This is a genomic window from Breznakiella homolactica, assembly GCF_016616095.2.
GTDB classification, from domain to species: domain Bacteria; phylum Spirochaetota; class Spirochaetia; order Treponematales; family Breznakiellaceae; genus Breznakiella; species Breznakiella homolactica.
In genome coordinates, this window is record NZ_CP067089.2 from 1578349 (window position 1) to 1598459 (window position 20111).

Annotated in this window: 18 protein-coding genes; 13 read left to right on the top strand and 5 right to left on the bottom strand. The window is 52.0% G+C overall.

Going from position 1 to position 20111, the window contains the following annotated elements:
- The first annotated feature begins 72 nt into the window (after window positions 1-72).
- The 6 genes from JFL75_RS07260 to JFL75_RS07285 all read left to right on the top strand — a co-directional run bounded on the left by JFL75_RS07260 (window position 73) and on the right by JFL75_RS07285 (window position 6558).
- Window positions 73-1101, top strand: coding sequence for a DUF362 domain-containing protein (locus JFL75_RS07260; protein ID WP_223292795.1), 1029 nt, complete (start codon window positions 73-75; stop codon window positions 1099-1101).
- A gap of 10 nt (window positions 1102-1111) precedes the next feature.
- The gene (locus JFL75_RS07265; protein WP_215626013.1) at window positions 1112-2014 is read left to right on the top strand and encodes a permease; all 903 of its coding nucleotides are present in this window, start codon (window positions 1112-1114) and stop codon (window positions 2012-2014) included.
- Between the two features lie 27 nt (window positions 2015-2041).
- Window positions 2042-3154, top strand: a complete 1113-nt coding sequence (locus JFL75_RS07270) for an aldo/keto reductase (RefSeq protein ID WP_215626014.1) — start codon at window positions 2042-2044, stop codon at window positions 3152-3154.
- A gap of 295 nt (window positions 3155-3449) precedes the next feature.
- Window positions 3450-4520, top strand: a complete 1071-nt coding sequence (locus tag JFL75_RS07275; protein ID WP_215626015.1) for an efflux RND transporter periplasmic adaptor subunit — start codon at window positions 3450-3452, stop codon at window positions 4518-4520.
- Complete coding sequence (locus JFL75_RS07280) at window positions 4520-5344, top strand: ABC transporter ATP-binding protein (RefSeq protein WP_223292796.1); 825 nt, start codon at window positions 4520-4522, stop codon at window positions 5342-5344. The genes JFL75_RS07275 and JFL75_RS07280 overlap by 1 nt, the downstream gene beginning before the upstream one ends.
- Window positions 5341-6558 carry an ABC transporter permease gene (locus tag JFL75_RS07285; protein ID WP_215626016.1) on the top strand — a complete coding sequence of 406 codons (1218 nt, stop codon included), beginning with the start codon at window positions 5341-5343 and terminating at the stop codon, window positions 6556-6558. Before JFL75_RS07280 ends, JFL75_RS07285 begins: the two co-directional genes overlap by 4 nt.
- 48 nt (window positions 6559-6606) lie before the next feature.
- Here the strand turns inward: JFL75_RS07285 and JFL75_RS07290 are convergent, their stop codons facing one another.
- The 4 genes from JFL75_RS07290 to JFL75_RS07305 all read right to left on the bottom strand — a co-directional run bounded on the left by JFL75_RS07290 (window position 6607) and on the right by JFL75_RS07305 (window position 10977).
- A complete protein-coding gene (locus JFL75_RS07290) occupies window positions 6607-7134 on the bottom strand; it encodes a PepSY domain-containing protein (protein ID WP_215626017.1) in 528 nt (175 codons plus the stop codon).
- A 163-nt stretch (window positions 7135-7297) separates the two neighbouring features.
- A complete protein-coding gene (locus JFL75_RS07295; RefSeq protein WP_215626018.1) occupies window positions 7298-9082 on the bottom strand; it encodes a subtype A tannase in 1785 nt (594 codons plus the stop codon).
- 265 nt (window positions 9083-9347) lie between these two features.
- A complete protein-coding gene (locus JFL75_RS07300; protein WP_215626019.1) occupies window positions 9348-10424 on the bottom strand; it encodes a tetratricopeptide repeat protein in 1077 nt (358 codons plus the stop codon).
- Between the two features lies 1 nt (window position 10425).
- Window positions 10426-10977, bottom strand: a complete 552-nt coding sequence (locus tag JFL75_RS07305; protein ID WP_215626020.1) for a hypothetical protein — start codon at window positions 10975-10977, stop codon at window positions 10426-10428.
- 301 nt (window positions 10978-11278) lie between these two features.
- Here JFL75_RS07305 and JFL75_RS07310 point away from each other — a divergent pair, with 301 nt between their 5' ends.
- Entirely contained in the window at window positions 11279-11515 is a 237-nt protein-coding gene (locus JFL75_RS07310; protein ID WP_215626021.1) for a hypothetical protein, read from the top strand.
- A 26-nt stretch (window positions 11516-11541) separates the two neighbouring features.
- On the opposite strand, the gene JFL75_RS07315 is transcribed toward JFL75_RS07310, so the two are convergent.
- Window positions 11542-12123 carry a hypothetical protein gene (locus JFL75_RS07315; protein WP_215626022.1) on the bottom strand — a complete coding sequence of 194 codons (582 nt, stop codon included), beginning with the start codon at window positions 12121-12123 and terminating at the stop codon, window positions 11542-11544.
- 399 nt (window positions 12124-12522) lie between these two features.
- On the opposite strand from JFL75_RS07315, the gene JFL75_RS07320 reads away from it, so the two are divergent.
- The 6 genes from JFL75_RS07320 to JFL75_RS07345 all read left to right on the top strand — a co-directional run bounded on the left by JFL75_RS07320 (window position 12523) and on the right by JFL75_RS07345 (window position 20082).
- Window positions 12523-13659 (top strand): hypothetical protein, encoded by a 1137-nt coding sequence (locus tag JFL75_RS07320; RefSeq protein WP_215626023.1) that lies wholly within the window; start codon window positions 12523-12525, stop codon window positions 13657-13659.
- A gap of 201 nt (window positions 13660-13860) precedes the next feature.
- Complete coding sequence (locus JFL75_RS07325) at window positions 13861-15690, top strand: ABC transporter ATP-binding protein (protein WP_215626024.1); 1830 nt, start codon at window positions 13861-13863, stop codon at window positions 15688-15690.
- Window positions 15683-17440 carry an ABC transporter ATP-binding protein gene (locus tag JFL75_RS07330; RefSeq protein WP_215626025.1) on the top strand — a complete coding sequence of 586 codons (1758 nt, stop codon included), beginning with the start codon at window positions 15683-15685 and terminating at the stop codon, window positions 17438-17440. The genes JFL75_RS07325 and JFL75_RS07330 overlap by 8 nt, the downstream gene beginning before the upstream one ends.
- 83 nt (window positions 17441-17523) lie before the next feature.
- Complete coding sequence (locus JFL75_RS07335) at window positions 17524-17751, top strand: hypothetical protein (RefSeq protein ID WP_215626026.1); 228 nt, start codon at window positions 17524-17526, stop codon at window positions 17749-17751.
- Window position 17752: 1 nt separating this feature from the next.
- Entirely contained in the window at window positions 17753-19822 is a 2070-nt protein-coding gene (locus JFL75_RS07340; protein WP_215626027.1) for a heavy metal translocating P-type ATPase, read from the top strand.
- A gap of 2 nt (window positions 19823-19824) precedes the next feature.
- Window positions 19825-20082 carry an HMA2 domain-containing protein gene (locus JFL75_RS07345; protein ID WP_215626028.1) on the top strand — a complete coding sequence of 86 codons (258 nt, stop codon included), beginning with the start codon at window positions 19825-19827 and terminating at the stop codon, window positions 20080-20082.
- The last annotated feature ends 29 nt before the right edge of the window (window positions 20083-20111 follow it).

Here is a 20111-nt window from a genome sequence, read left to right on the forward strand (position 1 = left end):
TTTTTTTAGAATTAAGAATCAGTTCCAATATAATTATTGGAACCCTGTATCCCAGTTACACAGGAGAATAATATGAAAAAGACTTTGTTTGTATTAATGGTCTTGGTAATCCTATCGGGCTGCAACAGTAATGCGGCCAGCAACACTGGCAGCAGTGGGAACGCGGTCCAGTCTCAGGGAACAGCGGCGGCCGCGCCGGAGAGCGGTGTTTCCGCCGGAAATCCCGGCGCCTCGGGCAAAGCGGTGGTGTACATGACCTCCGACATAAGCCCGGCGGGACTCGCGGCGGTTTACGGCGCCCTGGGCAGGGAAGCCGCGGGAAACAATGTGGCGGTGAAGCTCAGCACCGGAGAACCCGGCGGAAAACATTTTCTTTCCCCGGATTTAATCAAAGATCTGGTCCAGAGTGTGGACGGTACCATTGTTGAGGCCAACACCGCCTACGGCGGCCGCCGGGCAGCCACGGCTATGCACTACCAGGTGGCCAGGGATCACGGCTTTACCGCAATCGCCCCGGTGGTTATCCTGGACGAAAACGGCGACATCCCCCTCCCGGTAGCAAACGGCAAGCATTTGAAAGAAGACCTCGTGGGAGCCCATTTCAACGACTACGATTTCCACATGGTCCTCTCCCACTTCAAGGGACATGCCATGGGCGGTTTCGGGGGCGCCCTGAAAAACCTGTCCATCGGTTATGCATCATCCCGGGGAAAGAGTCTTATCCATTCGGGGGGGAAGAGCCTTACCAGTCCCTGGGGCGGGGAACAGAACGACTTCCTGGAATCCATGGCGGAGGCTGCCCAGGCGGTGGTGAACGCCGGGGGACCGGAAAACTTTGTCTACATCAATGTGATGAACCACCTCTCCGTGGACTGCGACTGCTCAAGCAATCCCGCGGCGCCCACCATGGCGGATATCGCTATCCTGGCGTCCCTTGACCCGGTGGCTCTGGACAAGGCCTGTGTGGATTTGGTCTACGCCGCGCCGGACGGAAAAGATTTGATTGAACGCATCGAGTCCCGGAACGGCATCCTCACGGTGACCCATGCCGCCGCCATAGGCCTTGGCAGTATGGACTACGAACTGGTACGCCTGGACTAAGGCTGGACTGATGCTTGAAATCCTCCGGCGGGAATGGGTTTACTTCTGGTACTACTTTACCGTTCAGCTTGAACAGGTCTTTCCCTACTGGGTGCTGGGCATCCTCATCGGATCGGTAATTTCCGTTTTCGGAAAGGAAAAAATCCACGCCCTCCTGGGAGCTCTCCAGGGAAAACGCCTAGGTATTCTGGGTGTGGTGCCCGCGAGCCTCATCGGCATTGCTTCGCCTTTGTGCATGTACGGTACCATTCCCATCGCCGCGTCCTTCTCCGAGAAGGGAGTCAAGGACGATTGGCTGGCCGCCTTTATGATGAGCTCCATCCTGCTCAACCCCCAGCTCCTTATCTACAGCGCGTCCCTGGGAACCAGGGTGCTGCTTATCAGGCTGGTGACCTGCTTCATCTGCGGCATGGCCGCGGGACTGCTGGTGCGGATTTTCTACCGGAACAAAAGTTTCTTTAACTTCTCCGGCTTCGGTGCATCAGCCAGCCGGGACACGGACCCCAATCCCATGCTCCGGCTGCTCAAGAATATCTGGCGGAACATCAAAGCCACGGGGATTTACTTCCTCATCGGCATTGTGCTCTCCGCGTTGTTCCAGCGTTACGTCCCCGCATCGGTGGTGGAAAAACTCTTCGGGAACAACCGGGGCTTCGGGGTGCTCATGGCTGCCACCATCGGGGTGCCTCTGTACGCCTGCGGCGGCGGTACCATTCCCCTGATTTCCGGGTGGCTGGCCAACGGCATGAGCCTGGGTTCCGCCGCGGCGTTCATGATTACCGGCCCCGCCACGAAGATTACCAACCTTGGGGCCATGAAGATTGTCCTGGGAATGCGGCGGTTTATTCTGTACATTGTCTTTTCCATCGCATTCGCCTGGATCTGCGGCATGGCCGTGGATTTGATTTTCTAGCAAACACGCAACAGGAGAAACATTACCATGAAAAAACTCGGATTCGGCCTCATGCGTCTGCCGCTGATAAACACAGATGATCCCAAAAGCATCGACCAGGACCAGGTTAACCTGATGACGGACTATTTCCTGGAACGGGGTTTTACTTATTTCGACACCGCCTATCCTTATCACCAGGGCATGAGCGAAATTGCCGCCCGGCGGGCTCTCACGGAGCTCCATCCCCGGGATTCTTTTGTCCTGGCGGACAAGATGCCGACCTGGATGGTGACCGGAACAGAAGACTATCAGCGTTTTTTCATCGAACAGCTGGAACGCTGCGGTGTAGAATACTTTGACTACTACCTCCTCCATACTCTGGGGGAACAGCTCTATGCCGATTCAGTAAAATACGGCGGCTTTAAATTCCTCAAAACCCTGAAAGACCAGGGGAAAATACGGCATATTGGATTCTCCTATCACGACAGGGCGGAACTACTGGACCGGATTCTCACGGAACAGCCGGAAGTTGACTTTGTCCAGCTCCAGCTCAATTACATTGACTGGGACAACGAATCTATCGAATCCAGGAAATGCTGCGAAGTTGCGGTGAAGCACCGGAAACCGGTGATCGTCATGGAGCCTGTCAAAGGCGGTTCCCTGGCCCAGGTACCGGAGGAAGCGGAAAGATTATTAAAAGAGTATGCCCCTCAATCAAGCGCCGCATCCTGGGCGGTCCGCTTCGCCGCGTCTCCGGACAATGTGCTTACGGTCCTCAGCGGCATGAGCAGTCTTGAGCAGATGGAAGACAACGCCGGCTATATGGACAATTTTGTTCCCCTGAATTACGAGGAAGAGGAAATCATCGGGAAAGTGACGGATATTATCAATACGGGCATTGCCATTCCCTGTACGGCCTGCAAATACTGCGTGGATACCTGTCCTCAGGATATCTCCATCCCGGAATACTTTTCCCTGTACAACAACCAGCACCGGTTCCGGCTGCTGCCGCTCCACATGAATTATTACAGGAACCTGACGGTAAAACATGGGAAAGCCTCGGATTGTATCGGGTGCCGGGCATGCGAAAGCCACTGCCCTCAGCATATTGCCATTGCCGATAAGATGAAGGATGTAACCGCTGTGTTTGACCGGGCTTAGATCATTTCGGTTTCTGCGGGATTTTGATTTATATGAAGGCAATTTCATTTCTCAGAATCCGCAGGGCAGCAACAAATTATGATAAAACAAAAACCGGGAATTATCCGCAACTTTACAGCCTAATACATTCAATAATAGTACAGCGGGAACTCTAAGTATCCGTAAAAAAATATCATACCCCCCATTTTTGATTTCCCCGCTTTGTATCCTAATAGCATCCCCGCCGAATAGTGAAAAAAAATAGACGGCGGGCCCGGTATCACCTGGGATAAGCTGTTATTATAGGATGGGTTTTATGTACAAATCTCGCAATCCCGTATTACTTTCCGCCGCGCTTCTCGCCTCAGGCCTATTCTGGGGCTGCGCGGCAAAAGAGGATGCCGTCCGGTATGAGTACGCCGTCATCAGCCGGGGGACTGTTGAAAATACAATTTCCGCCACCGGTACGCTGGACGTGGAGGCGCGGGTAACGGTCCAGGCCCCGGCAACGGGTATCGTCGAGGCCCTCTACGCCGATTACAATTCGCCGGTGAAAAAGGGCCAGATTATAGCGGAGGTCAACACCGCCGCGAATCCGGTGCAGAAACAGATCACCGCCGTGTACAGCCCCATGGACGGGTTTGTCCTTGACCGGACGGTAAACGTAGGCAGCGCCATTCTTGGCCGGGGCAGTCCCGCCGCCACGACGCTGTTCACCCTCGCCCCCGGCCTTGCGATGCTGAAGATTACCGCCTCCATCGGGGAAACGGATATCGCTTCCGTCAGGGAAGGTCAGGAAGTCCGGATCAGCCTGCAGTCCCTGGCGGGGCGGAAATTTACCGGCAATGTCTCAAGCATTCATCTGATGCCGGCCATCACCGATAACGTCGTTTCCTACACGGTGATTATCGGGCTGAACAATACCGATGGTTCACTGCTGCCCGGTATGACCTGTGTCCTGCAGTTTGTACAGGCTAAGGAAGAAAATGTTCTGGTGGTTCCCAACGCCGCCCTGCGGTTCGCCCCGGCAGGAGAAGCTCCCGCTGTCCCGGCTTCAAGCTCAGCCGGAAGCGCCGGTTCATCGGTATCGGCCGTTACCAACGCCCTGACGGGCGGCAAGGCCGGCGGCGGGGGCAATCCTTTCGGGCATCCAACCGGTGGGACTTCCTACGCGGGCGGAGACACAAACCAGGGCGAACCGGATAAAACAGCCGCCGCGATGGAAGTGAAAACCGAAAAGACCCTCTGGTACACCGACGACAGCGGCAAACTGGATTCAGTGCAGGTGTATGCCGGCACCAGCGACGGACTCAGGACAGTGGTGCGGCCCGCTGAAGAAGGGGTGAATCTTGAGGGCTTAAGGATCATTCTCCGGGAGGCCGAATAATGGTCATTGAGCTGGAAGGGGTCAAGCGGATATACCAACTCTCAATGCCGCGCCGCGGAAAAAAAGATCACGGCATAAACGACCAGGAAACGGAAGTGCGGGCTCTGCGGGGAGTGGATCTCTCCGTGGAGGCCGGAGACTTTGTCGCAGTCAGGGGTCCTTCGGGGTCGGGGAAGTCAACGCTCATGAATATCCTGGGCTGCCTGGATAAACCCGACGAAGGGCGGTACCGGCTGGACGGCATTGAAACCGCCGGCCTTGGTTCAGGGGACACCGCGGTCATCCGCAACCGGAAGATTGGTTTTGTGTTTCAATCCTTCAACCTGCTTCCCCGCACGACTGCTTTGGAAAACGTGGAGCGGCCCCTCCTCTACCGGCGCCTCCTGACCGGGGAAGGCAAAAAACAATTCTCCGGCGGCAGGGAACGGAAGGACCGGGCCGCGGCGGTGCTCCGGGAACTGGGGCTTGAAAACCGGATGGACCATCTGCCGAGCCAGCTTTCCGGCGGACAGCAGCAGCGGGTGGCCATAGCCCGGGCCATGGTGAATGACCCGGCCTTTATTCTGGCGGACGAACCCACGGGTAACCTGGACACGGAGATGTCCCTGGAAATCCTGGGCATCTTCCAGGATCTCAACCGCCGGGGCAAGACTATCATCATGGTTACCCATGAACCGGAATACGCGGCCTACTGCCGCCGGATTGTCACCCTCCGGGACGGACGGATCGTATCGGACAAAACCATTCCCCGGCCGGCGGACGCCGTTCTCAACTTAAAAAAATTGCGGGAACAGAACGCCGGTATCGAAAAGGAAGAATCATGAAGCTGCTGCAATTGTTACAAACCTGTTTCCAGTCCCTGGCGCGGAACCGCCTGCGGAGCCTGCTTACCTCCCTGGGAATTATTATCGGCGCCGCCAGCGTCATCGTCATGATGGCCATCGGCGAAGGTTCCCAGAAGCTCATTGACGAACGGATCGCCGCCATGGGAACGAACCTCTTGCAGATTATGCCTCAGCACCAGTACGGTGCCCGGGGGTCGGCGACCCCTAACCTCAAACCGGCCCAGCTCACCATGGCGGATCTGGAGAAGGTCCACGCCGAAGCCGCCTACGTTTCCGCCGTTTCCGGTTTGGCCCAGGGCAGCTTTACCGCCCAGGGGCCTTCCGGCAGCGGCACCATCACCGTCACCGGTGTTGAGAACGATTACCTTTTCATTAAAAACAGGAGCCTGCAATCCGGCTCGCTCTTTGATGAGGACGACCTGCTGCTCACCCGGCGGGTGGCTATTATCGGTACCACCACGGCGCAGAAGCTGCTGGGCACTGCGGACGGCGCGGTGGGTAAGACCATCCAGGTGGGCAGCGGTATCTTTACGGTCAAGGGCGTACTGAAACCAGCGGGTACCAGCGGAGGCCGGGATCAGGATGACCTGTTCTGGATACCCCTGGAAACCTTCCAGGTTCGGCTTTCAGGCACCGGAACCCTGGAGAGCATCGCCGTGAGCGTCCGAACCAAGGCACTCATCTCAAAGGCGGAACAGGATCTCTCCGCCATCATCCGGGAAGCCCACGGCCTTACGGCCGGACAGGCCAATGACTTTTCCATCATGAACAGCGCCGACGCCCTCAGCGTGGCCTCCTCAACGGCCAAGACCATGACCACCCTGCTGGCGTCCATTGCCGCGGTTTCCCTTTTGGTGGGCGGCATCGGCATTATGAACATCATGCTGGTCTCGGTGACCGAACGCACCAGGGAAATCGGCATCCTCATGTCCATCGGCGCCAACAAACGGGACATCCTTCTTCAGTTCCTGTCGGAATCGGTTGTCTTAAGCCTCGCCGGCGGCGTTATCGGAATCGTCTTCGCCCTGATCGCCTGCCGGGTCTTAAACACCATTGATGTGTTCACCGTGGTTAACGCGGGCGTCATTGTCCTTGCCGCGGGTTTCTCCGCCCTGGTGGGCATCTTCTTCGGATTCTACCCGGCGCGGAAAGCGGCGTCCCTCTACCCGATAGACGCCCTGCGGTATGAGTGAGAAAAAACGGCATTACAAGATGAGACGGCGGGGTTATTCACAGCCGCCTCATCTTTTGTATTCGTAATCAAGAATATCACCGGTTAAAGCGTCAATTTCATACTCGTATTTTTCACCAATGATTGTTTTTAGTTCCACTTCATAGTAATAGACGTTTTTATCATTATCCAGTTTGATCTCCTGCTTTTTCAGAGAAGCAGCAGGCAGGCCGGAATCGGAAACGGCAATGGCCAGAGCTTCTTCCGCAGAAATAAATGCGCTCATATTCACTTCGGCACGCGGATCTGACTGGTAGAAAAAACTGATACTATCCGCGATCTCCCCGGTGGACGCGTTAATAGTATAGACATATTTTGCAGCGGAGGTATGGAAAACAAATTTATAAAAGTTTTCATAGCCGGACCGGTAGGCCGCCAGTTCATCGATTTGTGTCACCTGGCTTTCCTCTATACCGGCGTCTTTATAGGCGATTGATTTTGCGTCATCTCCGCTGATAAAAGTTGCCGCCGCCGCCGGAACGGGCACACTAAAAAATACGATAAAAAAAGCGATAAGAGTAATGATCCATTTTTTCATATTGTTGTTCCTTAGTTACGAGTTTGTTTTTTAAATCTTTTTTAAGCATCTCAATAGATAGATCTGTTTGACCATTTTTGTTTGCCAAACAAGTCTATCTATAATTATTATGAAAGTCTGCGGTTTTGCAAATAAACTTTTTTGATTCTGTGAACCGGAGACATTACGGGCAATTGATAACCCACTGAATAAAATTTGAAATAAAGTCTCCCTTCCGTTCCGCTGTTGTATGGCTTTGGGCCCAGACCATTTCAAAGTCAACGCTGCCGTATTCCGCGAGGGCCAGCGCCAGATTGAGATCCATCGTCAGTGGCGCATTGCCCTGAATGATCCCGGAATTGATCCTCCAATGCTTTGCCACAGCTGATGTCCCATAACCGCCGTAATATTCAAGGAGATAGTACAGGGGATTATACATATCCTGCCGGTACAGAGAATCGCTGCCAAGCGCATCAACACTCACCAGGTATTCCTGATAAGCCTCAGCATAGACTCCGTCCCAATCGGTGTATTTGGCGTAAGAATCCCGGTTTGCCTGGAGAAGCCGGGCCATATCCGCGTTATAATGCAGTGCATTGTGCGCGCTGTCGCCGAACAGGAAGTTCTCGGCGGTGGTGCGTTCCAGGGAGTCAAATGCTCCCACACTGTTGGTCGGTGTCTTCAGGTGGGCGGCAAAGGCTCCCACACCTGTGATGGCCGCCGTGTTAGTTTCCTTCTTGTAAACCACCCATACGTCATCCCTGTTCAGTGAATCAATATAGGCCTGCGCCGAAGGGAATGTTTCGGGACTGGCGCCGCCGGAACCCCAGCCTCCGCTGCCGGACCATTGTACTCCGCCGGCGGTATTCATGCCCGCAGGCGGGGATCCCTCCCCCGGGAGGCCAGCGCTTGTTTTGAATGAGACGGTGCCGGGAGTATACGGAAATTCAGTGTCCGCGAGAAAATTGTTTAGTGACCGTTCGATCTCCGAAAGAAGGCAGTCGTAATAGCTTCCGGCGCTGTATATACCGCCGGGAGAAGATATGAGGGTCAAACTGCGGCCTGACGTATCGGTGAGACCGAGCCTGTTGATATACTGCGCGTAGGATTCAGATAAATCGCCGGAAAATGCCGAGGTCCAGGTATCATCCGCGCGGGAATAGGTATTAAAATATTGACCCATCATCCATTCATAGCCCTGATCGGCGTAATCGAAACCGGTTATGGGACACCAGGCCTTTGACCCGTATACCGCGTCGCTGACATAAACGCCGCGGTCATACATGACGGCTCCAATGGATTCCAGGTAGGGGAAGTAAAGCTCACTGTCGCCGCTTGCTCCCATCAGCGCGCTCTGCGCGCCGCCGCCGCTGTGGCCCAGGGTGAAAATACATTCCGTATTGCCGGGAAGTGCCGCTTCATTGTAGCGCAGGTAGCGCACGGCGGCCTTCAGGCCGGTCACGCCCCAGGGCGCGCCGCCGTTATAGGTGAGCGTCCCATCGCTGCCGTAGCCGTTGTCCCTGCCCCTGCAGCCCGCGAACACGTAAATAAATCCCGCATCCATAAAGGGCTTAAGCCCGGTGTCAGTGTAATCTGTGGGCGCGTATTGGCCGGAATAGCCTGCAGTATTGATCGGCAAAATGATCGGCGCTGTCCGGGCTGTGTAACCGTTCACCTGAGCCGATTCATTGATCCGGCAGGTATATGTACCATCGCCGTTACTGACTGACATTATGTAATCTCCCGGAACGTAGATCCCTAAGGATTCATACTCAACGGCCTCAGGTGTTTTACAGTATACAATACCGATCTGCCAGTATATGTTGTATTCCTCATCGTAATGCCACGAAGTATTATCAAAGGCCAGCACCGAATAGGGATCGTCCGCCTTATCCGTCCGGTTTGAGCTGACACAGGCGGCTATCAACAAGGTAAAAGCAAGTAAACCAAGGAGAATCAATTTCTTCATACGAAATTCCTTGCGGTCTTTTCTGCCGTTTAGTATTCCCCGTCATACGGCGGGTTTTTGTTAAACCTATGGGTTACTTAAGGATACAGAATCACGGCTCCCGAAACAGGGGGTGAATAATAAAAAATCGCATGCCATAGGCTTCGAAATTATTCTAGCCGTACCACAGCTCAAGAATACCGTCACAGGATATAGCGCGGCAGAAAAGGATGCCTGAATACTCCGGCGCGGCGTAAGGATCCTATCTGATTGGTTTTTCAGTTTTTTAAATTGATTCCCAAACAGCTATTAACGCTTTATTCCATTGAAGTTTATTAACTATATATTGTATATCGTTCATTCTATAATCTAATGATACTGATAGATCTTTATAACTTCTGGCACTCTCATTATTTCCTTCTAATTTAAGCAAGATTGATAATCCCGCGAAACTTTCCGCCCGCAAACTTTGATTATTTAAATTTACCTCATTGCTTTTTAGAAAATATTCTTCCGACAGAGCGTTTTTATTTTGCTCTAAATATAAAAAACCAAGATTATTATACGGTTCCGCGAACATATAATTTAGATCAATAGCTTTCTTAAATGCATTCTCTGATTTTTCAAAATCTTTTAAATGGTAATACACAACTCCTAAGTTATTCTGAAGGTCAGGATTATTTTGATCTATCTTTTCCGCTTCAGTTAAATAATATAATGCTGTGGTAAAATTATTCCCTTCATCGTATAAATACGCCAATGAAATATAAGAAAATTGATACTTCTCATCTTCTTCAATCGATTTTTTTAAGTAATACACCGCATTATGATGGTCGCCGCAGTAATAATAAAACCAGCCTAAAGAATTGTATATCGATGGTTTTTCAGTAAAAGGTATTATTGGTTGAATAGAATCGATTTCTCTTCCTGAAATCAGTTTTTCATATACTGTATTGTAATTTTCCCTGGCAATTAAATAGTCCGTGTTTGAAATAAATGAGAGATGAAAATATTTAAGCGCGTTAGCGTAATCTCTATCCTGATAGTAAGAAACACCGATATTATTTAATACTTCATAATTGTTTTCATGTTCTTTAAGGGTAATAAGAAAATAATCACGGGCTGCAGTGTTCATATTCAAATGCAAATAGCATAGGCCGTATAAATATGACAGCTCCTGTTGATTGGTAATAAAATATTTATTTAATAATCTAATAACTTCCTCATGTTCGCCGAGAAAATATTTAGTTAGAAGATAGTCAATATCATTTTCGTAAGATATATCTTCACCAAATACCAGAGAGCTATTTGGTGACAAAAAAACCAGGGGGAGCAATAAAAAAACAATATATTTCTTTATCATATTATTTGTTCAATTCCTTGATCTTTTTTTCTTTTCTTTCCCTTAAAGCTTTTAACTCCCGGTCAAATAATTCCCAAAAGTCCATTTCCATTTCTTCCAGGATGTTTTCCTCATGATTATAGCGGGCAATTTTCCCGGCTTCATTTACGCAGTATACATCCGCGTCACCAATTATCCTTAATATGGGAACGGCTTTTATCCCTGTTTCTTCAAGAAAATCCTTCCCCGCGGCATCAAGCCTCATCCAATCTTCGCTTTCCTTTGACGCTGTAAATGTATGAATTCCATATAAGAATGACCAAAACGGACCAACGTCGTATTGTTTGGGCCTCGGCCACACGTCCTCTTTTACTTCTATATACAGACCACGCTCACCCAGAACTTCAGAACCTCCGCCTAAAAGATGCGCAATATACTCTTCAGGAAGTTGAATTCCCAGATCCTTTTGCATTTTATCAATACCGGACATTGTCGATTTATTGGGAGCCATCGGTGAAACACGAAAATCCTTATCCAAATATTTTTCCAATATTTCCATGGTTTTATCGTTCATCAATCTCCTCCGGTAAGTTTTAAAAAAATATGTCTCCGAGACATATACATTTACCCGGAAACTGCCAGACGGGAATCCGCCGCCATTCTCCGTGGTTATCAGACACAGAAAACACAATTATAGTTCAAAACATCCCTCAAAACAGCTTTTTGATACTTAATCAGAAAGTTTTTAATACCAACAATATACCACAGGCTTTGGGTACCGGGAAAGATAAATCACTCACGCTCCGCAGTGATCCCTGGCCCCTGCAGAAATACGCTTCCCTTTGCGCCGGTCTGCGCCGGCGGGATGCGGAACAGTGGCTGCGGAAAAAACAATCAGGATCGCCGCGGCTGTGTCCCGCCATCTTTTTGCACGGAATGTTTTTTCTGTCCGGGATTACGGCAAACCGCCGGTACTGTTTTTCCTGGACTTTCTGGCCATTCTGGGGCTCTACGTGTTTATTGCCTGCTACGGGCTGAAGCTGCCGGACCGCGGCAACCGGGCGTCAGCAAAAGAAATTACGGACACAATGCGGGAAACACAGAAAACCTGACTATTCGTCCGCACCGCAGGAGATTACTATTCAGCCTGTTCAAAAACAAATACACAGGGATCCCTTCCGCTGCTGTTCAGCGGGGAACTTTTTACCTGTTTGGTTTTCAGCGTTATGCCCAGAGCGTTCTGATAATGGTATCTGAAATGTCCCGCGCAGCACCAACAATAGGTTAGCGAAACAGCGGGCTGTTTTTTTAATCTATGAAAATTCGGACAGACACATGTAAACTTTTCATCAACCCGGTAATATATTCCGGTTACGATACACCCGTCATCCCGCAATACCGGATTACCCATATTAGGTATTTTTTTTATTGTTCTAATCTTGTCAGGCAGCGTTAAGGCGCTGATTTTTTTCGCGTGGAGTTTTACATTTTTGTCCCGGACACCGCTTTTGCAGCAGGCGTTGAAATCCATAATTTTACTTTTTAAATCGTTGTCAATGTTTTTATCGAGAATAACCATCGCACGGAAAAAGTACAGACTTTTTTCCTGAATTTTTGATGAGCTGACTAATTTTTCATATCCGTTATTTATTTCATCAATTATGGAGCTGGGAACTCCAAACAATTCCAGTGATTCCTTGAATTTTTCAGGACAGGGCATACCGCGTCTCCATGGAATTCTGCTGACATAGCATATTCCTGAAACCTGTACCTTGACAAGTCCTGTAATAATGTTGCATGTGGCTAACCCGTTACGTACAGCTCATCATGGGCGATCAAGCGGCAGGGTGAATATACCGGTGTGGGTACCCCGGCACCCTGGTATCTTTCCGAGGATGGACTAGCATCCCTGGATATAATGCTTTCCGGCTTGGAAAAAGCCCTTTTTAAGTAAAAACTGAAGGGATTATGCATATAATGGCGTTCCGGCTTACATAATCCGGAGCGCCTTTCATTTTTTCGGTAACTGCAACTTCGCGGATCAGGAAAATTTGACATAACACCGAAGTTGTAACAACATAATAGTAAGAATACGGCGGCAGGACTTTACCGGAAAACCATGGACACAGAAACGGCGCTTATTACCATTAAGAAAACACTCGGGCGGATACTGGCCGGGGCGGTAAAGTTTTCAAATATTATATTGTTTATTCTGCTCTTTCTTTTCGCTGGAATTCTGGTCGGAATAATTCTTATTGACCGGTACGTAACGGACAGTTTTTTTACCGGCCAGATAATCAATATTTTAATTGAAAATAAACTGGCTGTTTGGCTGTTTTCACCGGCCCAATGGCTGATTAAACACAGTATAGCCAACATGCTGGGGTTTCTGCTGATATGCACCGTACTGCTGCTTCTGAAGAGCTTTTTCAAAAGAGTTGTATACAAGAAACAGCGCGGCACCTGGCGGGTGATTATCGCGAGTTTCGCCAACCTGCTGGTCAACTTTGCGATTCTCATCATTCTGTTTGTTGTTTTTGTAAATATTATTGTCGCGGGCTATGTGACCAACACCTATGACAGCATCGTCTCGGGAGACGGCGGAAAATACGAATACGCCGATATGGTAAACCAAATTGAAATGCACCTGAATGATACAAAGGCCGCCGCTAGCCTCGCATTGGGTAAACTGATGTTCGATGTTAACTACAGCCGGGATATCCCCGAAAACCTCAGTGATGATGAATACCGTGAACTTGCCCTTGAACTCTGCGCCCTTATTGAACTCAAAGGAAGCGTGGACAATGCGGAAGAACACTACTTCCGGAATAATTTCTCCCGGGCGCCGAAAACGCTTTCCGGAATGATAGAAACCATCACCAGTTCCGAAGACAATAAATTCGGCTGGAAGCTTATGCCCCCGGACCAGTCACTTCTGCATATGTACGGACCCGACGGGGAATACAACCTTAAATTTATTTCCTCCGACGGATATTTTGAAGCGGTTTACAACAGAGCCGGAGAGCTTCTCACGGAGGAAAATGACCCCGTGAACATGGGTACCTTTAATTACGCCGATCCCGTCTCAGCGCCGGGAAAACATTCGGTTTACGATGTGCTGCCCTACTTCGTCTGGAACAATACCGAGGAAGTCCTCAGGATGTACAGCGACGGCATGGGCGAACCGCAGGACTATTACGCAAACGAAGACGCCCAGGAACGGTACAACAGATACCGGGCATTTTCAGAAAACTGAAAACACATAACCGCAGAAAAAAGCCTGTCCTATTTCAATCCATAGGCCACATCCGAATTTAATACCGGTCCGCCGGTTCCGGACTTGTATCATTTTGCGGTCAGGTATACAATCCTAATGTTAGCATTAGCTAACCGAAACGCCCGCTCCGGTACAGCCGGAAAACGGGTGTTTCTATCAAAATTTTAGGAGCCGTAAATTATGGACACAGAAAAGAACCGGGTTCCGAAAACGGGGATGTCCCGGCTTCTGGAACTGGCGGCAACAAAAAAACCGCTGGTTATCACATCGGTCATTCTTTCTATCCTGGCGTCGGTCTGCAGTTTTATTCCGTATATAGCTATTTATTATGTTATCCGGGAGCTGCTGTGGGTCTATCCTGATTTTTCCCTCCTGGATACCGCCCGGGTTCTCCGACTCGGCGGACTGGCATTCGGGGGAGTCGCCGCGAATATACTGCTTTACTTCGGTGCCCTCATGTGTTCCCATTTGGCAGCCTTCGGCACCCTCTACGAGCTGAAGGTAAATTTCGCGTCCCATCTGGCCAAGGTTCCTCTGGGTTTCCATGTAATTGTGGGCAGCGGCAGGCTCAGGAAGATCATGGACGAGAACATCGAAAAAATCGAAGAATTCATCGCCCACCAGCTTCCGGATCTGGCCGCGGCCTTAACCGCGCCGGTGGTTATGGTAGCCATACTTCTGGGAGTGGACTGGCGTTTCGGCCTGGCCGCGCTGGCGGGGGTAGTCCTGGCGTTCCTCATTCAGTTTCTTATGTACGGCAAGGAGGGAGCCCGCAGGATGATGGCTGCCTACCAGAAGAGTCTTGAGGAAATGAACAACGCCGCGGTTGAATACATCCGGGGTATTTCTGTGGTCAAGGCCTTCAAGCAGACGGTATACTCCTTCCGCCGGCTCCGGGATACCATCCGGGCCTACACCGAAGTGGTAATTCCCTACACCCTCAGCTGGGAAAACTCCATGTCTCTCTTCGTCACACTGATCAACAACATCTATCTTTTTATTGTTCCCGTTGGAATCTTCGTGGGCATGCGGGCCGCCAGCCCGGCGGCCTTTGCGGGCAATTTTATTTTCTATCTGCTCTTTGTGCCAAGCATTGCCACGGTGCTTATGAAGGTAATGTATGTCAACTCCAACAGCATGCGGATTATCAACGGGGTTGAGGCTATGGACGCCCTGCTGGCGAAGCCCGAACTGCCCCGGCCGGCGGATCCCAAAATCCCGGAACGGTTCGATATTGAATTCGATGCGGTAGGTTTTTCCTACACCGAGGACCGGGAAACCGCGGCACTGGAAGAAGTGAGCTTCACCGCGCCCCAGGGTCAGATCACCGCCATTGTGGGTCCCTCCGGGGGCGGTAAGAGTACCATCGCCCACCTTATTCCCCGGTTTTTTGACGTCACCGCCGGAGCCATACGTGTCGGCGGGGTTGATATCCGGGACATGGAACCGGAGTATCTTATGAAGCAGGTGAGCTTTGTGTTCCAGGATGTGTTCCTCTTCAAACAGAGCGTCTGGGAAAATATTGCCATGGGCGGCGGAAATACCGAAGCCACGGAAGAAGAGATCATAGCCGCGGCAAAAGCGGCCCAGTGCCACGATTTTATCATGCGGCTCCCCAAGGGATACGACACCGTGATCGGTACCAGGGGAGTACATCTTTCCGGCGGGGAAAAACAGCGCCTGGCCATTGCCCGGGCCATCGTCAAAGACGCCCCGGTGGTGGTTCTGGACGAGGCTACCGCCTTCGCGGACCCGGAAAATGAGCATCTTATACAGAAAGCCTTTGAAATTCTGATGAAAAATAAAACCGTCGTGATGATCGCCCACCGGCTGTCTACCATCCGCAGCGCGGACAATATTATTGTGGTCGACCGGGGCCGGGTCGCGGAACAGGGAACCCACCAGACGCTGCTTAACCAAAAAGGCAAATACAGCGCCATGTGGGAAACCTACGTCAGTACCGCAAGCTGGCGGATGCATAAAAACGAGGAGGTACATAACCATGCCTAGGAACAGAAAACCCCGGCTCCAGGACGCCCTGATGCTTACCGACAAGGGATACCGGGACCTGCTGAAAGCCACCCTGGCCTGTACGCTTACCAACTTTTCCCTGATGCTACCTTTTATGGTGATGATCCAGATGCTGGTGGAAGTCCTCAAGCCGCTCTCCGGCGGGGAAATCTCCTGGAACCGGATGTGGATCTACCTGGGACTTGGGATCATAGCGGCGCTGCTGGTGTTCCTGGCCAGCAAGAACGATTACAAGAAATGCTACGTTGCCTCTTATATGGAAAGCGAAAACACCCGGATCAGTCTTGCGGAACATATCCGCCGGCTGCCCATGAGCGTTTTTAACTCCAAGGACCTGTCTGAGCTGACCACCAATATGATGGGCGATGTTACCACCAGCGAACATGTGATGAGCCACATCATTCCCCAGCTTTTTGCCAACGCTATTTCCATTACCCTGATCTGTATCGCCATGGCCTTCTTTGACTGGCGCATGGCCCTGGCGGTCTACGCCACGGTTCCCCTGGCGTTCCTGATTGTTCTGGCCAGCCGAAAAATGCAGCGCCGCTTGGGGAATAAGCACGCCGAGGCGAAACTGGCCGCCGCCGGCCAGGTCCAGGAATATATTGAAGGGATCAAGGTAATCAAGGCCTGCGGTCTGGACGGGGAAAAATTTACCGCCCTGGAAGAAGCCCTGCGGGCAATGAAAAATCTGGCTATCCGCTTTGAACTGGGGACCGGTGTCTTTATCACCGGCGCACAGGTGGTGCTTCAGGCGGGGATCGGTATCACCGTACTTGCGGGAACCTACCTCATCACCGGCAGCGCCATCGGATTTATTCCCCTGCTGATGTTTCTGCTTATTGTGACCCGGATCTACGGACCGGTCCTTACCGAGCTTACCCTGCTCCCGGAGCTGCTGTACCAGCAGATTGCCATCGGGCGGATGCGCCGGCTCATGGAGGAGCCCACCATGGAAGGGGATACGGACGTTGCCTTAAAAGACTATACCATTCAGTTTGACAAGGTGGATTTCAGGTATAATAAAGAAGGGGAAGCCGCCATTAAGGAAATGAGTGTTACCATCCCCGCGGACAGTATCACCGCCCTGGTGGGGCCTTCCGGAAGCGGAAAAAGCACCGTATCCCGGCTCGTCGCCCGGTTCTGGGATGTCAACGCCGGTACCATTACCATCGGCGGCAGGGACGTAAAAACCATTGACCCCGAGGAACTCATGGGTTACATGTCCTTCGTGTTTCAGGATGTGGTGCTGTTCAACGATACCATCTACAACAATATCCGCATCGGCAATATAAACGCCACCCATGACGAGATAATGGCCGCGGCAGAAGCGGCCTGCTGCGATGAGTTTGTCCTGAATCTTCCCCAGGGTTACGATACCCTCCTGGGAGAAAACGGCAGCACCCTCTCCGGCGGCGAACGGCAGCGGCTGTCCATTGCCCGGGCGCTGCTCAAGGATGCGCCCATTGTACTCCTGGACGAAGCCACCGCCAGCCTGGATCCGGAAAACGAGGCGCTGATCCAGCGGGCTATTTCCCGGCTTATCGCCGGCAAAACCGTGATCGTCATCGCCCATCGCCTCAGGACCATTACCGAGGCCGACAGGATCATAGTTATGAATGAAGGCCGGGTAGCGGAACAGGGCCGCCATGAGGAGCTGATCACCCGGAATGGACTGTACCACCGGCTTTTTTCCATTCAGCAGGAAAGTCTGGGCTGGAGTGTGTAAAAACCCTTCATAAGGAACAGAATAAAATTGACAATTGTCATTATATATCATTATAATGACAATCATTTCTCAAGGAGTTAGCAATGGGTAATTGGTGGAAATACGGATTGGCCTTCCTCGCCGGAGCGGCGGTCGGTGCGGCGGTGTATAAAAACAGCAAGGAAATCAGAAATCTCTGTACCAAAGCCCTGGGCGGTGCCATGGATCTTAAGGACAAGGCTATGGAAACCGCCGAAGTGATCAAGGAATCGGCGGAGGACATCCTCGCCGAAGCGGACGCGAAACGCAAGGAAAGCGCCGCCGAAGCCTGATATGGAGTTTTCGGTAGTTCATTCTTTACCCGGCAGGATCCGGTGCCGGACAAACCCCGACAGGCTCAGGGTATACCGGTACCAGACTGCAGCTCACGCGCTTTCGGAAATTCCGGGAATCAGGAGCGCGGAGATAAATCCCCGGACCGGAAGTTTTCTTCTCTATTACGACGATACCCTTCTTCCTGAAGGAGCGGTCAAAACGATTCTGGAAAATCTTCCCCTGGACCGGTTTCCCCGGAATGACGCGAAGGAAAATGAACATTCCCTGGGATGGTCCTATATCGGATACCTGCTGTACCGGTTCCTGCAGCCTGCCTGGCTGCGGCCGTTTTTAACGGTCATAGGTGCGGTCCCTTTCCTTATTGCCGGAGTAAAATCCCTCATCCGGGGGAAGCTTACGGTGGATGTACTGGACGCTTCTGCCATCACGGTATCCCTGGCCCAGAAAAACTATTCCTCCGCGTCCACCCTCACGCTGCTCCTCAAAACCGGGGAATACCTGGAACGATGGGCGAAACAGCGCTCCAGGGAAAATCTCGTTTCCGGCATTTCCCTTAATGTCGGGCAGGTATGGGTCCGCAAGGATGGAGAGGATATCCAGATTCCCTATTCACAGCTCAAACCCGGGGACCGCATCGTGCTCAGGGCAGGGACCGTCATCCCGGTGGACGGAGAAGTCCATGAGGGGGATGCCCTGGTAAACGAATCCTCCATGACCGGGGAGCCCCTCGCCGCCGCCCGGAGCGCGGGCGATTCGGTTCACGCCGGAACGGTTATTGCCGAAGGAGAACTCATTGTCCGGGTGCTCAGAATGGGCGAAGATACCCGGTACCAGCGGATTGTACAGCTCATCCATGAGTCCGAGGCGGCTAAATCGAAAACCGAAGCCCGGGCAAATGAAATCGCCGATAAAGTGGTTCCCTTCAGTTTTATTGCGGCGGGCCTTACGTATTTGCTGACCCGCAGCCCCATGAAAGCGGCGTCGGTTCTTTCGGTGGATTATTCCTGCGCCATTAAACTCTCCACTCCCCTGGTATTCCTTGCAGCCATGCGGGAAGGACTGGCCAACGGAGTCTTCTTTAAGGGCGGGGCGCCGATGGAGACCCTCGCGGAGGTGGATACCATTGTGTTCGATAAAACCGGGACCCTCAGCCGGGCGGTGCCGGAAGTAGCCGGTGTAGTTCCCTTCAACGGCTACAGCCAGCGGGAGGTACTTAAGATCGCCGCCTGCCTGGAAGAACATTTTCCCCACCCGGTGGCAAAAGCCGTGGTCCGCCGCGCCCTGGAAGAAAAAGTTGAACATAAGGAAGAACACACCAACGTTAAATATATCGTCGCCCATGGAATCGCCACGGAATACAAGGGCAGGCACACCGTCATAGGGAGCCGCCATTTTGTGTATGAGGACGAAGCGGTCGATATTTCAGCCGCCGCGGAGGAAGAGGAAAAAGCCGCCGCCCGGGGTTTTTCGGTGCTGTACCTAGCCCGGGAAAACGTTCTGGCCGGAATTATCCTTATCCACGATCCCGTACGGGAAGAGGCGGCCGAGGTTATCGCCATGCTGCGCCAGACCGGGATACAGCGGATCTATATGCTCACCGGTGACAACCGCCGGACCGCCGCCAGAGTTTCGGAAGAACTTGGCCTGGACGGTTTCCTAGGGGAAGTGCTGCCCAACGAAAAAGCGGAGATCATCAGGAACCTGAAAAACCGGGGCTGTTCCGTTGCCGTGGTGGGAGACGGCATGAACGATTCTCCGGCCATGTCCGCCGCCGATGTGGGTATTGCCATGAAGGACGGAGCCGACCTTGCCCAGGATGTGGCGGATATCACCCTGAAGGATCCATCCCTCTATCCCCTGGTCATCGCCCGGCTTATGGCCCAGCGGAGCATGAAACGGATAAGGACCAACACGGTTTCGGCCATCGCCATCAACAGCGCCCTTATTATCATGGGGATTGCGGGGAATGGAACCACCGACCGTTCGGTATGGCTCCATAACCTGACAACCCTGGGGATAAGCATGAACAGCATGCGGCCCCTGCTGCCCGAAAGCAAAGGCCCCTGATTATGGTGGTAAGTTACAGTGAAGGCCGGATCAGGCTCCGCTTCAGGGAACTGAGAAATCCCCTGGCGGCGGCCGCCGCGGAAGCGCGGATCCGGGCCGTTCAGGGGGTTACCAAGGTTGCGGTCAAAGTCCTTACCGGCAGCATTCTTATCGAATTCGACCCCGAAGTCCTCCCTCTAAAAAAACTCATCGAACTCGGAAAAAAGGAATTGGGTGTCCTTGGGCTGAGTATTGATATTCCCGGACTGCCCCAGGACTGACTGCCGCCGTACCAGAAAAATACGGAAGT

Bases quoted from the DNA above. Each gene is read 5' to 3' on its own strand.
- JFL75_RS07260 (WP_223292795.1), top strand. From the start codon at position 73: ATGAAAAAGACTTTGTTTGTATTAATGGTCTTGGTAATCCTATCGGGC.
- JFL75_RS07265 (WP_215626013.1), top strand. From the start codon at position 1,112: ATGCTTGAAATCCTCCGGCGGGAATGGGTTTACTTCTGGTACTACTTT.
- JFL75_RS07270 (WP_215626014.1), top strand. From the start codon at position 2,042: ATGAAAAAACTCGGATTCGGCCTCATGCGTCTGCCGCTGATAAACACA.
- JFL75_RS07275 (WP_215626015.1), top strand. From the start codon at position 3,450: ATGTACAAATCTCGCAATCCCGTATTACTTTCCGCCGCGCTTCTCGCC.
- JFL75_RS07280 (WP_223292796.1), top strand. From the start codon at position 4,520: ATGGTCATTGAGCTGGAAGGGGTCAAGCGGATATACCAACTCTCAATG.
- JFL75_RS07285 (WP_215626016.1), top strand. From the start codon at position 5,341: ATGAAGCTGCTGCAATTGTTACAAACCTGTTTCCAGTCCCTGGCGCGG.
- JFL75_RS07290 (WP_215626017.1), bottom strand. From the start codon at position 7,134: ATGAAAAAATGGATCATTACTCTTATCGCTTTTTTTATCGTATTTTTT.
- JFL75_RS07295 (WP_215626018.1), bottom strand. From the start codon at position 9,082: ATGAAGAAATTGATTCTCCTTGGTTTACTTGCTTTTACCTTGTTGATA.
- JFL75_RS07300 (WP_215626019.1), bottom strand. From the start codon at position 10,424: ATGATAAAGAAATATATTGTTTTTTTATTGCTCCCCCTGGTTTTTTTG.
- JFL75_RS07305 (WP_215626020.1), bottom strand. From the start codon at position 10,977: ATGAACGATAAAACCATGGAAATATTGGAAAAATATTTGGATAAGGAT.
- JFL75_RS07315 (WP_215626022.1), bottom strand. From the start codon at position 12,123: ATGCCCTGTCCTGAAAAATTCAAGGAATCACTGGAATTGTTTGGAGTT.
- JFL75_RS07320 (WP_215626023.1), top strand. From the start codon at position 12,523: ATGGACACAGAAACGGCGCTTATTACCATTAAGAAAACACTCGGGCGG.
- JFL75_RS07325 (WP_215626024.1), top strand. From the start codon at position 13,861: ATGGACACAGAAAAGAACCGGGTTCCGAAAACGGGGATGTCCCGGCTT.
- JFL75_RS07330 (WP_215626025.1), top strand. From the start codon at position 15,683: ATGCCTAGGAACAGAAAACCCCGGCTCCAGGACGCCCTGATGCTTACC.
- JFL75_RS07335 (WP_215626026.1), top strand. From the start codon at position 17,524: ATGGGTAATTGGTGGAAATACGGATTGGCCTTCCTCGCCGGAGCGGCG.
- JFL75_RS07340 (WP_215626027.1), top strand. From the start codon at position 17,753: ATGGAGTTTTCGGTAGTTCATTCTTTACCCGGCAGGATCCGGTGCCGG.
- JFL75_RS07345 (WP_215626028.1), top strand. From the start codon at position 19,825: ATGGTGGTAAGTTACAGTGAAGGCCGGATCAGGCTCCGCTTCAGGGAA.